General features: G+C 70.1%; 16 protein-coding genes. 14 read left to right on the top strand and 2 right to left on the bottom strand.

Features of this window, described 5'->3' with window-relative positions; translation table 11 throughout:
• The first annotated feature begins 88 nt into the window (after positions 1–88).
• The 9 genes from map (at position 89) to truA (ending at position 5,930) form a co-directional block, all read left to right on the top strand.
• A complete protein-coding gene (gene map, locus PV796_RS22190; protein WP_274915085.1) occupies positions 89–925 on the top strand; it encodes a type I methionyl aminopeptidase in 837 nt (278 codons plus the stop codon).
• Positions 926–1,098: 173 nt separating this feature from the next.
• The gene (infA, locus tag PV796_RS22195) at positions 1,099–1,320 is read left to right on the top strand and encodes a translation initiation factor IF-1 (RefSeq protein WP_003956442.1); all 222 of its coding nucleotides are present in this window, start codon (positions 1,099–1,101) and stop codon (positions 1,318–1,320) included.
• A 59-nt stretch (positions 1,321–1,379) separates the two neighbouring features.
• Positions 1,380–1,493 carry a 50S ribosomal protein L36 gene (rpmJ, locus tag PV796_RS22200; protein WP_003956441.1) on the top strand — a complete coding sequence of 38 codons (114 nt, stop codon included), beginning with the start codon at positions 1,380–1,382 and terminating at the stop codon, positions 1,491–1,493.
• 198 nt (positions 1,494–1,691) lie between these two features.
• A complete protein-coding gene (gene rpsM / locus PV796_RS22205) occupies positions 1,692–2,072 on the top strand; it encodes a 30S ribosomal protein S13 (protein ID WP_018538741.1) in 381 nt (126 codons plus the stop codon).
• 64 nt (positions 2,073–2,136) lie between these two features.
• Positions 2,137–2,541 (top strand): 30S ribosomal protein S11, encoded by a 405-nt coding sequence (rpsK, locus tag PV796_RS22210; protein WP_004571845.1) that lies wholly within the window; start codon positions 2,137–2,139, stop codon positions 2,539–2,541.
• A 27-nt stretch (positions 2,542–2,568) separates the two neighbouring features.
• Entirely contained in the window at positions 2,569–3,195 is a 627-nt protein-coding gene (gene rpsD, locus PV796_RS22215) for a 30S ribosomal protein S4 (RefSeq protein ID WP_274915086.1), read from the top strand.
• A gap of 108 nt (positions 3,196–3,303) precedes the next feature.
• On the top strand, positions 3,304–4,326 hold the full coding sequence (locus PV796_RS22220; RefSeq protein ID WP_274915087.1) for a DNA-directed RNA polymerase subunit alpha: 1,023 nt from the start codon (positions 3,304–3,306) through the stop codon (positions 4,324–4,326).
• 209 nt (positions 4,327–4,535) lie between these two features.
• A complete protein-coding gene (rplQ, locus tag PV796_RS22225) occupies positions 4,536–4,994 on the top strand; it encodes a 50S ribosomal protein L17 (protein ID WP_274915088.1) in 459 nt (152 codons plus the stop codon).
• 84 nt (positions 4,995–5,078) lie between these two features.
• On the top strand, positions 5,079–5,930 hold the full coding sequence (truA, locus tag PV796_RS22230) for a tRNA pseudouridine(38-40) synthase TruA (protein WP_274915089.1): 852 nt from the start codon (positions 5,079–5,081) through the stop codon (positions 5,928–5,930).
• Positions 5,931–5,979: 49 nt separating this feature from the next.
• Here truA and PV796_RS22235 read toward each other — a convergent pair whose 3' ends face one another.
• Positions 5,980–6,840 (bottom strand): hypothetical protein, encoded by an 861-nt coding sequence (locus PV796_RS22235; protein WP_274915090.1) that lies wholly within the window; start codon positions 6,838–6,840, stop codon positions 5,980–5,982.
• Positions 6,841–7,245: 405 nt separating this feature from the next.
• On the opposite strand from PV796_RS22235, the gene rplM reads away from it, so the two are divergent.
• From rplM to glmM, 3 genes are all read left to right on the top strand, one after another.
• Positions 7,246–7,689 (top strand): 50S ribosomal protein L13, encoded by a 444-nt coding sequence (gene rplM, locus PV796_RS22240; RefSeq protein WP_018538735.1) that lies wholly within the window; start codon positions 7,246–7,248, stop codon positions 7,687–7,689.
• Positions 7,690–7,733: 44 nt separating this feature from the next.
• Entirely contained in the window at positions 7,734–8,243 is a 510-nt protein-coding gene (gene rpsI, locus PV796_RS22245) for a 30S ribosomal protein S9 (protein ID WP_274915091.1), read from the top strand.
• Positions 8,244–8,370: 127 nt separating this feature from the next.
• A complete protein-coding gene (gene glmM, locus PV796_RS22250; protein ID WP_274915092.1) occupies positions 8,371–9,729 on the top strand; it encodes a phosphoglucosamine mutase in 1,359 nt (452 codons plus the stop codon).
• Between the two features lie 68 nt (positions 9,730–9,797).
• Here the strand turns inward: glmM and coaA are convergent, their stop codons facing one another.
• Positions 9,798–10,793, bottom strand: coding sequence for a type I pantothenate kinase (gene coaA / locus PV796_RS22255; protein ID WP_274915093.1), 996 nt, complete (start codon positions 10,791–10,793; stop codon positions 9,798–9,800).
• Between the two features lie 186 nt (positions 10,794–10,979).
• Between coaA and glmS the strand changes: the two genes are divergently transcribed.
• Positions 10,980–12,827 (top strand): glutamine--fructose-6-phosphate transaminase (isomerizing), encoded by a 1,848-nt coding sequence (gene glmS / locus PV796_RS22260; RefSeq protein ID WP_274915094.1) that lies wholly within the window; start codon positions 10,980–10,982, stop codon positions 12,825–12,827.
• A 1-nt stretch (position 12,828) separates the two neighbouring features.
• Complete coding sequence (locus PV796_RS22265; protein ID WP_274919177.1) at positions 12,829–13,200, top strand: holo-ACP synthase; 372 nt, start codon at positions 12,829–12,831, stop codon at positions 13,198–13,200.
• Positions 13,201–13,235 lie beyond the last annotated feature (35 nt).

Raw genomic sequence — 13,235 nt, forward strand, 5'->3', positions numbered from 1 at the left:
GCCGCGGTGTCCCACACGGGCGCCGCGGCCGTAGTGTTGGGTGGGCGGGACGGACCCGCGGACGAGAGCGAAGGCGGTAGGCACCGGCATGCTGGAGATCAAGAACCCCGCGCAGATCGCGAAGATGCGCGAGGCGGGGCTGGTGGTCGCCGCCATCCACGCCGCGACCCGTGAGGTCGCGGTGCCGGGCGCCACGACCAAGGACCTGGACGAGGCCGCGCGCAAGGTGCTCGCCGAGCACGGCTCGAAGTCCAACTTCCTCGGCTACGGCGGCTTCCCCGCCACGATCTGCACCTCCGTCAACGACGTTGTGGTGCACGGCATTCCGTCCGCCGACACGGTCCTGGCCGACGGCGACATCATCTCCATCGACTGCGGCGCGATCATCGACGGCTGGCACGGCGACGCGGCGTACACCGCCTTCGTCGGCTCCGGCCACTCCGCCGAGCTGGTCGAACTCAGCCGGGTCACCGAGGAGTCGATGTGGGCCGGCATCGCCGCGGTCGCCAAGGGCAACCGGCTGGTGGACATCTCCAAGGCGATCGAGGGTTACATCCGTCGCCAACCCCGGCCGGCCAGCGGCAAGTACGGCATCGTCGAGGACTACGGCGGCCACGGCATCGGCTCGCAGATGCACATGGACCCGCACCTGCTGAACTACGTCGACCGCAAGCGCGGTCGGGGCCCGAAGCTGGTGCCCGGCTTCTGCATCGCCATCGAGCCGATGGTCAACCTCGGCACCGCCAAGACCCATGTCCTGGACGACGACTGGACGGTGAAGACCAACGACGGCAGTTGGTCCTCGCACTGGGAGCACTCGGTCGCGCTGACCGAGGACGGCCCGCTGGTGCTGACCGCGCCCGACGGCGGCAAGGCCAAGCTGGCCTTCCTCGGCATCACCGCGGCGCCCGACCCCCTGGGCTAAGTCATCGGCCTTGGCGCATAAGGATCTTCGTCCGCGGGCAAGAACCCTGGATTCGTCTTTTCTCAGGCACTGACGTAGACTGACGCGTCGGCTCTCGTGCATCCGTGTGCCCGCACATAGGGTGCCGGCCGTGCACATGAGTCGATCAAGGTAGCCGATCCGAAAGGCGAAGCGTGGCCAAGAAGCAAGGTGCCATCGAGATCGAGGGCACCGTGATCGAGTCTCTGCCGAACGCGATGTTCAAGGTGGAGCTCCAGAACGGTCACAAGGTCCTCGCGCACATCAGCGGCAAGATGCGGATGCACTACATCCGCATTCTCCCGGATGACCGGGTCGTCGTGGAGCTCTCTCCCTACGACCTGACGCGTGGCCGAATCGTCTACCGCTACAAGTAGATCTTGCCGAAGCCCCGCTCCCGTGGGGCATTGGCACTGACCCGGAGAACCTCACACCCATGAAGGTCAAGCCGAGCGTCAAGAAGATCTGCGACAAGTGCAAGGTGATCCGCCGCCACGGCCGGGTCATGGTCATCTGCGACAACCTGCGCCACAAGCAGCGCCAGGGCTGACGCACGCCGACCACCTGCAACTTCGCAGTTCGCGCGACGCAAGAAGTACACGTACATACGCAGTCACCCGACCCCCGCGCCCGGCGCGAGGGGACGACACCCCCGGCTCGGAGGCCGGGGACCCGGCTCGTAATGCCGCAGAGTCTTACGGGAACGGTGCTGCGGAAGACCTCCGAATAGCCATCAGGAGCCACATCAATGGCACGCCTCGCAGGCGTTGACCTCCCGCGCGACAAGCGCGTGGTGGTCGGCCTCACCTACGTTTTCGGTATCGGGCGCACGCTCTCGGAGCAGACCCTCGCCGCGACCGGCGTGAACCCGGACACCCGGGTCCGCGACCTGACCGAGGAAGACCTCGTCAAGATCCGCGAGTACGTGGACAACAACCTCAAGACCGAGGGTGACCTCCGTCGCGAGATCCAGGCCGACATCCGCCGCAAGGTCGAGATCGGCTGCTACCAGGGTCTGCGTCACCGCCGCGGCCTGCCGGTGCACGGTCAGCGCACCAGCACGAACGCCCGTACCCGCAAGGGTCCGCGTCGCGCGATCGCCGGCAAGAAGAAGCCGGGCAAGAAGTAGTCCTCAGCAGGACCCCGCCAGCGGTCTTCGCTGTAGGACCGACCACCTCCACGGGAGTTATTGAATGCCTCCGAAGGGCCGTACGGCCGGCGCCAAGAAGGTGCGCCGCAAGGAGAAGAAGAACGTCGCCCACGGGCACGCTCACATCAAGAGCACGTTCAACAACACGATCGTCTCGATCACCGACCCGACCGGGAACGTGATCTCTTGGGCCTCTGCCGGCCACGTCGGCTTCAAGGGCTCGCGCAAGTCCACCCCCTTCGCCGCGCAGATGGCCGCCGAGTCGGCCGCCCGCCGCGCGCAGGAGCACGGCATGCGCAAGGTCGACGTCTTCGTCAAGGGTCCGGGCTCGGGCCGCGAGACCGCCATCCGTTCGCTGCAGGCGACCGGTCTTGAGGTGGGCTCCATCCAGGACGTCACCCCCACCCCGCACAACGGATGCCGCCCGCCCAAGCGTCGCCGCGTCTGACCCACTGAAGTAGGAGACAACTAGACAATGGCGCGTTACACCGGGGCCGACTGCAAGCGTTGCCGTCGGGAGAAGCAGAAGCTCTTCCTCAAGGGGAGCAAGTGCGAGAGCGCAAAGTGCCCGATCGAGATCCGTCCTTACCCCCCGGGTGAGCACGGTCGCGGGCGCACCAAGGACAGCGAGTACCTGCTGCAGCTTCGCGAGAAGCAGAAGTGCAGCCGCATCTACGGCGTCCTTGAGAAGCAGTTCGTGAACTACTACAAGGAAGCGAACCAGAAGACCGGCAAGACCGGTGAGAACCTTCTGCGCATCCTTGAGACCCGCCTCGACAACGTGGTCTACCGGGCCGGCTTCGCCAAGTCCCGCGACCACGCCCGTCAGCTGGTGCGTCACGGACACATCCAGGTCAACGGCCGCAAGACCGACATCCCGTCGGCGCGCGTGGCCGTGCACGACGTCATCGAGGTCCGCGAGGGCTCTCGCGCCCTGACCCCCTTCGAGGTGGCCAAGGCCGAGGCCGGCGAGAAGACCGTTCCGGCATGGCTGGAGGCGGTCCCCGGGCAGCTGCGGATCCTCGTGCACAGCCTGCCCGAGCGCCAGGTGATCGACACCCAGGTGCAGGAGCAGCTGATCGTCGAGCTCTACTCCAAGTAAGAGCTGACCGGTGGGGGCGGTACGGAGCCGATGGCGCCGTACCGCCCGTACCCTTGTCAGTACAGCGGACGTCAAATAGCGGGCGTCCACGACTGAAGGAAACACATCATGCTGATCGCTCAGCGCCCCTCGTTGACCGAAGAGGTCGTCGACGAGTACCGCTCCCGGTTCGTCATCGAGCCGCTGGAGCCGGGCTTCGGCTACACCCTCGGCAACTCCCTGCGTCGGACCCTGCTCTCCTCGATCCCGGGTGCGGCGGTCACGTCCATCCGCATCGACGGCGTGCTGCACGAGTTCACCACCGTGCCCGGCGTCAAGGAAGACGTCACCGACCTGATCCTCAACATCAAGCAGCTCGTCGTCTCCTCCGAGCACGACGAGCCGGTCGTGATGTACCTGCGCAAGCAGGGCCCCGGCGTCGTCACCGCCGCGGACATCGCGCCGCCGGCCGGTGTCGAGGTGCACAACCCCGACCTGGTCCTGGCCACGCTGAACGGCAAGGGCAAGCTGGAGATGGAGCTGACCGTCGAGCGCGGTCGCGGCTACGTCTCCGCCGTCCAGAACAAGCAGGTCGGCCAGGAGATCGGCCGGATCCCGGTCGACTCGATCTACTCGCCGGTGCTCAAGGTCACGTACAAGGTCGAGGCGACCCGTGTCGAGCAGCGCACCGACTTCGACAAGCTGATCGTCGACGTCGAGACCAAGCAGGCGATGCGTCCGCGCGACGCCATGGCCTCGGCCGGCAAGACCCTGGTGGAGCTGTTCGGCCTCGCCCGTGAGCTGAACATCGACGCCGAGGGCATCGACATGGGCCCGTCCCCGACGGACGCCGCGCTCGCCGCCGACCTGGCGCTGCCGATCGAGGAGCTGGAGCTCACCGTCCGCTCCTACAACTGCCTCAAGCGCGAGGGCATCCACTCCGTGGGTGAGCTCGTGGCGCGCTCCGAGGCGGACCTGCTCGACATCCGCAACTTCGGCGCGAAGTCGATCGACGAGGTCAAGGCGAAGCTGGCCGGCATGGGCCTGGCCCTGAAGGACTCGCCCCCCGGGTTCGACCCGACCGCCGCCGCCGACGCGTTCGGCGCGGACGACGACGCGGACCAGGGCTTCGTCGAGACCGAGCAGTACTGATCCGCCCCGACGGCGGGGTGGTCGAGCGCGCTCGGCCCTCCCGCCGTGTCCGGCCGAGGCTCGTCCTCGCACGCCGGACGGGCTGAGACTTTCCGGCTCGGGCGTCCTCGCGACGCTCGGGCCGGCTGGTGACTTCCGCGGGGCGGCCGCCTCGTGGGAACTGACACCGGTACCTGATACGGCCGGTGCAGCAATGAAGGAGAAACACCATGCCGAAGCCCACCAAGGGTGCCCGTCTGGGCGGCAGCGCTTCGCACGAGAAGGCGCTCCTGCGGAACCTGGCGACCAACCTCTTCGAGCACGGCCGCATCACCACGACCGAGGCCAAGGCCCGTCGTCTGCGTCCGTTCGCCGAGCGTCTGGTGACCAAGGCGAAGAAGGGCGACCTGCACAACCGCCGTCAGGTCATGGAGCTGATCACGAACAAGAGCGTCGTGCACACGCTCTTCACCGAGATCGCGCCGCGGTTCTCGGAGCGTCCGGGTGGCTACACCCGCATCACCAAGATCGGCAACCGCCGTGGTGACAACGCCCCGATGGCCGTCATCGAGCTGGTCGAGGGCGAGATCGCCAAGAAGGCGACCGTTGCCGAGGCCGAGGCCGCGACCAAGCGCGCGGTGAAGGAGGCCGACGAGGCCGCCGCCACCGAGGAGTCGAAGGACGCCTGAGTCCGGCGCTGAAGCGGTGAGCGGGTCCGCCCCCCTGGGGGCGGGCCCGCTTTCGTCTGTGCCCGGCCTGAGAGGATTGCTGGTGTGAGTGACGAAGTGGAGCCCGGGTTCGTCCGGGTGCGGCTGGACCTGTCGTACGACGGCACGGAGTTCTCCGGGTGGGCCAAGCAGCGCGAACGGCGCACGGTCCAGGGGGAGTTGGAGGACGCGATCCGGACCGTGACGCGGTCCGGTGAGACCTACGAGCTCACCGTCGCCGGGCGGACCGACGCCGGGGTGCACGCGCGCGGGCAGGTGGCGCACGTGGACCTGCCGGCGGAACTGTGGGCCGAGCACGCCGACAAGCTGTTGCGGCGGCTGGCCGGGCGGTTGCCCAAGGACGTCCGGGTGTGGCGGGTCGCCGAGGCGCCCTACGGCTTCAACGCCCGGTTCTCGGCGATCTGGCGGCGCTATGCGTACCGGGTCTGCGACCAGCACGGCGGCGTCGATCCGCTGCTGCGCGGGCATGTGCTGTGGCACGACTGGGACCTGGACGTGGCGGCGATGAACGAGGCGTCCCGGGCGCTGCTGGGGGAGCACGACTTCGCCGCGTACTGCAAGCGGCGGGACGGCGCGACCACCATCCGCACGCTCCAGGAGCTGAGTTGGGAGCGGGGCGCGGACGGGATCGTCACGGCGACGGTGCGGGCGGACGCGTTCTGCCACAACATGGTGCGGTCGCTGGTGGGGGCGCTGCTGTTCGTGGGCGACGGGCACCGGCCGGTGGACTGGCCGGGCAAGGTGCTGGCCGCCGGCGTGCGGGACTCCGCGGTGCACGTGGTGCGGCCGCACGGGCTGACGCTGGAGGAGGTCGGCTACCCGGCCGACGAGCTGCTGATGGCCCGCAACAAGGAGGCGCGCAACAAGCGGTCGCTGCCCGCGGACGGTTGCTGCTGAGGCGGTGCCCGGCCCGCGCCGCCACGGCGGGCGGGCCGGCGCTACGGCGTCAGGAGGCCCGGCCGGCCTTCCGCTCGGCCTCCTTGAGCTGCTCGGCGGCGGCCCTGGCGGCCTGGTCCTTGCCGCGCTGGGCGATCTGCGTGAAGGCGTAGGCGCCGCCGTCCCGGCTGATCTGCTGGGACGCGTCGTTCCCGCCGACGTCCTTGCCGTTGGTGAAGCCGGCGATGGTGAAGTAGGCGTAGCGGCCGGTGGCGTTGGTGGTCATCCGGCACTTGCTGCCCTGGCAGAAGTTAGCGGGGACCCCGCCGCCGGGCAGCGGCATGAGGTTGGGCTTGCCCTCGTTCATCACCGCGGCGGCCTTGGCGGGCGAGTCGAAGACCGCGACGCCGATGGTGACCGCGACCCCGCCCTGGGTGTACGTGGCGCGCAGGAGCTGCTTGCAGCCGTTGTGGCTGAGCGAGGAGACCAGGGCGCCCTGGGCGCCGGCGGTGCAGTCCCCGGTGCTGGCGGCGCTGGCCTTCGGGTAGCTGTGCTCGCCGACGACCATGGCCTTCTGGGGGAAGAGGCTGTCCGGGGTGAGCGGCGCGGTGTCCTTCTTGGGGTCGGAGATGTAGTCCTGCGGGTTGGGCGGGGGCGGGACCGAGACGTCGGGGAAGGACGGCTTGTCGTCCGGTAGGGCGGACTGGCCGGACGCGCTGGGGTGGGCCGAGGGGTTGCCGTCGGAGGAGCCGCTGCTGGTGATCACGGCGGCGGCGACGATGCCGGCGACCGCGAGCGCGGCGACCGCCCCGCCGCCGATCATGAGCCAGCGCTTGCGGCGGCCGCGGGCCTCGCTCTCGTCGGCCAGCGCCTCCCAGTTCGGGGTGGAACCCCCCTGGCCGCCGAACGGCCCCCCTTGCCCAAAACTCATGCCGCGCATCTTAATGCGCACGGTCGTCCGTGTGGGGGGTCGGAGGGCATCCCGTTCGCGGGGCCCCGCGGAGCGTGAAGGGCGGCGACGGAGGGGGTCTGGCGGGGGCGGAGCCGTGCTGTCGGTGGGGGAGAGAGGGCAGGTCGCACGCCCGTCCGGGGCGTGTTTTGACCCGTACGGGGTCGGGTCAGTATCCTGCTAGTTCGTTATGCGTATGGGCTTGCTCCATCTCACGTGAGGGGCCTTACGCCGGCTTACAGGGCCGCTGACCAGCAGTGGACGATCGGGTTGCGTCGCCCGTAGTGCCGCCTCGCTGTGTGAGTGGCCGTGGTGCCAGGACAGGACCCTTCCCCGCGGTCCCTCAAGGACCAGGGGATACCCAACTCACGAAGCGAAGGCTAAGACGTGCGTACGTACAGCCCCAAGCCCGGCGACGTTCAGCGCCAGTGGCACATCATCGACGCGCAGGACGTCGTTCTCGGTCGCCTGGCCAGCCAGGCCGCCTCCCTCCTGCGGGGTAAGCACAAGCCGGTTTACGCCCCTCACGTCGACACCGGTGACTTCGTCATCATCGTCAACGCCGACAAGGTGCACCTCTCCGGCAACAAGCGCACCCAGAAGATGGCCTACCGCCACTCCGGCTTCCCGGGTGGTCTGCGCTCCGTCCGTTACGACGAGCTGCTGGACAAGAACCCCGAGAAGGCCGTCGAGAAGGCCATCAAGGGCATGCTCCCCAAGAACACCCTCGGCCGTCAGATGCTCTCGAAGCTGAAGGTCTACGCGGGCGCCGAGCACCCGCACGCTGCTCAGCAGCCGGTCCCGTTCGAGATCACCCAGGTCGCGCAGTAAGTCCGGCCACCCCCTAAGACGACAGAGAGAATCTGAGGAGCATCGTGGCTGAGACCACCCCCGAGACCCCGCTGGACGAGGTCGAGGTCGAGCAGTACACCACCGAGACCGAGGTCGTGGAGGGCGAGTACACCTCCGAGTCCCTCGCGTCCCGCTTCGGTGAGCCGCAGCCGGCCGCCGGCCTGGGTCGCCGCAAGAACGCCATCGCCCGCGTCCGGATCGTTCCGGGCACCGGCCAGTGGAAGATCAACGGCCGCACCCTTGAGGGCTACTTCCCGAACAAGGTGCACCAGCAGGAAGTCAACGAGCCCTTCAAGGTGCTCGAACTGGACAACCGCTACGACGTCATCGCCCGCATCGCCGGCGGCGGCATCTCCGGCCAGGCCGGTGCGCTGCGCCTGGGCGTGGCCCGTGCGCTGAACGAGGCGGACGTGGACGCCAACCGTCCCGCCCTGAAGAAGGCCGGGTTCCTCAAGCGTGACGACCGTGCGGTCGAGCGCAAGAAGGCCGGTCTCAAGAAGGCCCGCAAGGCTCCGCAGTACAGCAAGCGCTAATCGCGCGCTGCACGAGGCAGCCCAGGCGAACGCCCCGGTGGCACTTCCGTGCTGCCGGGGCGTTCGTTTAGTCACTAGGTGGCGGGCGTCCGGAGCGGCGCCTGGTGGATCGTAATGGAGGACACCAGTGGGACGACTCTTCGGCACGGACGGTGTGCGCGGCGTCGCCAATGCGGATCTGACGGCGGAGCTGGCGCTCGGCCTGTCGGTCGCGGCGGCACACGTGCTGGCCGAGGCGGGGACGTTTGCAGGGCACCGGCCGACGGCCGTGGTCGGTCGCGATCCGCGGGCGTCCGGGGAGTTCCTGGAGGCCGCGGTGGTCGCGGGCCTGGCCAGCGCCGGGGTGGACGTGCTGCGGGTGGGCGTGCTGCCGACCCCGGCGGTCGCGTACCTGACCGGGGTGCTCGGCGCCGACCTGGGCGTGATGCTCTCCGCCAGCCACAACCCGATGCCCGACAACGGCATCAAGTTCTTCGCGCGCGGCGGCCACAAGCTGGCCGACGAGCTGGAGGACCGGATCGAGGAGACCTACCGGGCGCACAGCTCCGGTGAGCCGTGGGAGCGGCCGACCGGCTCCGGCGTCGGCCGGGTCACCGACTACGACGAGGGCTTCGACAAGTACGTCGCGCACCTGGTCGGCGTGTTGCCCAACCGCCTGGACGGGCTGAAGATCGTCATCGACGGGGCGCACGGTGCGGCGGCCCGGGTCTCGCCCGAGGCGTTCGCGCGGGCCGGCGCCGAGGTGATCACCCTCGGCACCGAGCCCAACGGCCTGAACATCAACGACGGTTGCGGCTCCACCCACCTCGACAAGCTGCGCGCCGCCGTCGTCGAGCACGGTGCCGACCTGGGCGTGGCCCACGACGGTGACGCCGACCGCTGCCTGGCCGTGGACCACGCCGGCAACGAGGTCGACGGCGACCAGATCCTCTCCGTCCTGGCGCTCGGCATGCACGAGGCCGGCACGCTGCGCGAGGACACCGTCGTCGCCACCGTCATGTCCAACCTGGGCTTCAAGCTGGCCATGGAGCGCGCCGGCATCGCCCTCGTCCAGACCGCGGTCGGCGACCGCTACGTCCTGGAGGAGATGAAGGCGCACGGCTTCGCGCTGGGCGGCGAGCAGTCCGGTCACGTCATCGTGCTGGACCACGCCACCACCGGCGACGGGACGCTGACCGGCCTGATGCTGGCGGCCCGGGTCGCCGCGACCGGCCGCACCCTGGCCGAGCTCGCCGGCGTCATGGAGCGGCTGCCGCAGATCCTCATCAACGTCCCCGACGTCGACAAGTCCCGGGTGGGCAGCTCCCCCGAGGTGTCCGCGGCGGTCGCCGAGGCCGAGCAGGAACTGGGCGCCACCGGGCGGGTGCTGCTGCGGCCCTCCGGCACCGAGCCGCTGGTGCGGGTGATGGTCGAGGCCGCCGACATCGAGCAGGCGCGGGCGGTCGCGCAGCGGCTCGCCGACGCGGTCAAGTCCGCTCTGGGATAACGGAGTTCGCGCGGCGGGGGCGCTCGGGCGACAGTTGTGCTGTCGCCCGGGCGCCCCCGCCGCGTTGTCTACAGCTTCCGCAGGGACAGCCGCTGCACCTTGTGGTCCGGGCCCTTGCGGAGCACCAGGTTGGCGCGGCCGCGGGTGGGCGCCACGTTCTGCTCCAGGTTCGGGCGGTTGATGGTGCGCCACATCATCCGCGCGTAGTCCAGCGCCTCCTCCTCGGAGACCTGGGTGTACTTGCGGAAGTACGAGAACGGGTTCTGGAACGCCGTCCGGCGCAGCTTGCGGAAGCGGCCGAGGTACCAGCGCTCGATGTCCTCGGACCGGGCGTCCACGTAGACCGAGAAGTCGAAGAAGTCGGCCAGGCCCAGCCGGGTGCGGCCGTCCTTGCCGGGCAGCGCCGGCTGGAGGACGTTGAGGCCCTCGACGATCAGGATGTCCGGCCGGTGCACGGTCAACCGCTCGTCGGGCACGATGTCGTAGATCAGGTGCGAGTAGACCGGCGCGGTGACCTCCGCCCGGCCCGACTTCACGTCCGCGACGAAGCGGGTCAGCGCCCGACGGTCGTAGGACTCCGGGAAGCCCTTGCGGGACATCAGGCCGCGCCGGTGCAGTTCGGCGTTGGGATAGAGGAAGCCGTCGGTGGTGACCAGCTCCACCCGCGGATGTTCCGGCCAGCGGGCCAACAGTGCCTGGAGCAGCCGGGCGGTGGTGGACTTGCCGACCGCCACGCTGCCGGCCACGCCTATCACGAAGGGGGTGCCGGGCTGCGAGCCGTGGCCGTTGCCGGTGTCGTCCAGGAAGGTGTTGAGCGCCCCGCGCAGATTGCTGGTGGCGCCGACGTAGAGATTGAGCAGCCGGGACAGCGGGAGGTAGACGTCGCGCACCTCGTCGAGGTCGATGACGTCGCCGAGCCCGCGCAGCTGCTCGACCTCCTCGGCGGTCAACGGCAGCGGGGTCTTCTCCCGTAGGGCGCTCCACTCCGCGCGCGTCAGATCGACGTACGGCGAGCTGTCGGTGCGGCGTCGTGGTTGCGCGTGCGGATCCGTCGTCAAAGACACGGGCCCATTGTCCGCCGCGCGGGCGGGCGGGCTGCGGCGGGGTGGCGGTGCGGCCGGCCCGCACGGTCCGACCTGCGGGTCCGCGCGACGGGTGCCGGGACCGGGCGAGAGCGGGGGATTGCGGGGCCGGGTCGCGGTGCGCGCCCGTACGGCGCGGGGGCGAGGCCGGCGCGTAGGCTGCCCCCCATGTGCGGAATCGTGGGTTACGTGGGCGGGCAGAGCGCCCTAGAGGTGGTGCTGGCCGGGCTGAAGCGACTGGAGTACCGCGGCTACGACTCGGCCGGCGTCGCGGTCCTGGCCGACGGCGGACTGGCGGCGGCCAAGAAGGCCGGGAAACTGGCCAATCTGGAGAAGGAGTTGGCCGATCGTCCGCTGCCCTCGGGCACGGTCGGCATCGGCCACACCCGGTGGGCCACGCACGGCGGCCCGACGGACGTCAACGCGCATCCGCACCTGGACAACGCCGGCCGGGTGTCCGTCGTCCACAACGGCATCATCGAGAACTTCGCCGCGCTGCGCACCGAACTCATCGACCGCGGCCACGCGTTGACCTCCGAGACCGACACCGAGGTGGTCGCGCACCTGCTCGCCGAGGCGTACTCCTCGTGCGGCGAACTGCCCGAGGCGATGCGGCAGGCGTGCCGGCGGCTGGAGGGCGCCTTCACCCTCGTCGCGGTACACGCCGACGCGCCGGACCTGGTCGTCGGGGCGCGCCGCAACTCCCCGCTGGTGGTGGGCATCGGCGAGGACGAGGCGTTCCTCGCCTCCGACGTGGCGGCGTTCATCGCCCACACCCGGGAGGCCGTCGAACTCGGCCAGGACCAGGTCGTCGAGCTCCGCCGGGACGGCGTGACGGTCACCGACTTCGACGGCGCGCCCGCCGAGGTCCGCGCCTACCACGTCGACTGGGACGCCTCCGCCGCCGAGAAGGGCGGCTACGACTACTTCATGCTCAAGGAGATCGCCGAGCAGCCGAAGGCGGTCGCCGACACCCTGCTGGGCCGGGTCGACGCCGCCGGCGTGCTCTCGCTCGACGAGGTGCGGATCCCGCCGGCGGTGCTGCGGGAGGTCAACAAGGTCGTCATCGTGGCCTGCGGCACCGCCTACCACGCCGGGATGATCGCCAAGTACGCCATCGAGCACTGGACGCGGGTCCCCTGCGAGACCGAGCTGGCCAGCGAGTTCCGCTACCGCGACCCGATCCTCGACGACCGCACCCTGGTCATCGCCATCAGCCAGTCCGGCGAGACCATGGACACCCTGATGGCGCTGCGGCACGCCCGCGAACAGGGCGCGCGGGTGCTCGCCATCTGCAACACCAACGGGTCGACGATCCCCCGCGAGTCCGACGCGGTGCTCTACACCCACGCCGGCCCGGAGGTCGCGGTCGCTTCCACCAAGGCGTTCCTGACCCAACTGGTCGCCGTCTACCTCGTCGCGCTCTACCTCGGGCAGGTCCGCGGCACCAAGTGGGGCGACGAGATCCGGGCCGTGGTCCGCGAACTGGCCGCCATCGGCACGCAGGTGGAGCAGGTGCTCGGCACCATGGAGCCGGTCCGCGAACTGGCCCGCTCCCTGGTCGACAAGAACACCGTGCTCTTCCTGGGCCGACACGTCGGCTACCCGGTGGCCCTGGAGGGCGCCCTCAAGCTCAAGGAACTGGCGTACATGCACGCCGAGGGCTTCGCCGCCGGCGAGCTCAAGCACGGCCCGATCGCGCTCATCGAGGAGGACCTCCCGGTCGTCGTGGTCGTCCCGTCGCCGCGCGGCCGGTCCGTCCTGCACGACAAGATCGTCTCCAACATCCAGGAGATCCGGGCCCGCGGCGCCCGCACCATCGTCATCGCGGAGGAGGGTGACGAGGCGGTCGTCCCGTACGCCGACCACCTCGTCCGGGTGCCCCGTACGCCGGTGTTGCTCCAGCCGCTGGTGTCCTCCGTACCGCTCCAGGTGTTCGCGTGCGAGCTGGCCACCGCCCGAGGCAACGAGGTCGACCAGCCGCGCAACCTCGCCAAGTCGGTCACGGTGGAGTGACCTGGTGATCATCGGGGTTGGGATCGACGTCGCGGAGATCGACCGGTTCGACGCGGCGCTGCGGCGGACGCCGGAGCTGGCGCACCGGCTCTTCATCGAGGGGGAGTTGACGCTGCCGAGCGGCGAACGGCGCGGCATCGCCTCCCTGGCGGCCCGGTTCGCCGCCAAGGAGGCGGTGGCCAAGGCGCTGGGCGCACCGGGCGGACTGCACTGGACGGACGCGGAGGTCTACGTCGAGGACAGCGGGCAGCCGCGGCTGCGGGTCCGCGGCACGGTCGCCGCCCGGGCCGCCGAACTCGGCGTGCGGGCCTGGCACGTGTCGCTCAGTCACGACGCGGGCGTCGCCTCCGCGGTGGTGATCGCCGAAGCGTAGCGCCCGGGCACGCGCGGGCGGTCGGGCGCGCGTTG

It is taken from the genome of Streptomyces sp. WZ-12 (assembly GCF_028898845.1).
In the GTDB taxonomy this organism is placed as follows: domain Bacteria; phylum Actinomycetota; class Actinomycetes; order Streptomycetales; family Streptomycetaceae; genus Streptomyces.

Coding starts and splice junctions, on each gene's coding strand:
- glmS (WP_274915094.1), top strand. CDS start 10,980: ATGTGCGGAATCGTGGGTTACGTGGGCGGGCAGAGCGCCCTAGAGGTG.
- rpsM (WP_018538741.1), top strand. CDS start 1,692: ATGGCACGCCTCGCAGGCGTTGACCTCCCGCGCGACAAGCGCGTGGTG.
- PV796_RS22220 (WP_274915087.1), top strand. CDS start 3,304: ATGCTGATCGCTCAGCGCCCCTCGTTGACCGAAGAGGTCGTCGACGAG.
- rpsK (WP_004571845.1), top strand. CDS start 2,137: ATGCCTCCGAAGGGCCGTACGGCCGGCGCCAAGAAGGTGCGCCGCAAG.
- PV796_RS22235 (WP_274915090.1), bottom strand. CDS start 6,840: ATGAGTTTTGGGCAAGGGGGGCCGTTCGGCGGCCAGGGGGGTTCCACC.
- map (WP_274915085.1), top strand. CDS start 89: ATGCTGGAGATCAAGAACCCCGCGCAGATCGCGAAGATGCGCGAGGCG.
- rplQ (WP_274915088.1), top strand. CDS start 4,536: ATGCCGAAGCCCACCAAGGGTGCCCGTCTGGGCGGCAGCGCTTCGCAC.
- rpmJ (WP_003956441.1), top strand. CDS start 1,380: ATGAAGGTCAAGCCGAGCGTCAAGAAGATCTGCGACAAGTGCAAGGTG.
- rpsD (WP_274915086.1), top strand. CDS start 2,569: ATGGCGCGTTACACCGGGGCCGACTGCAAGCGTTGCCGTCGGGAGAAG.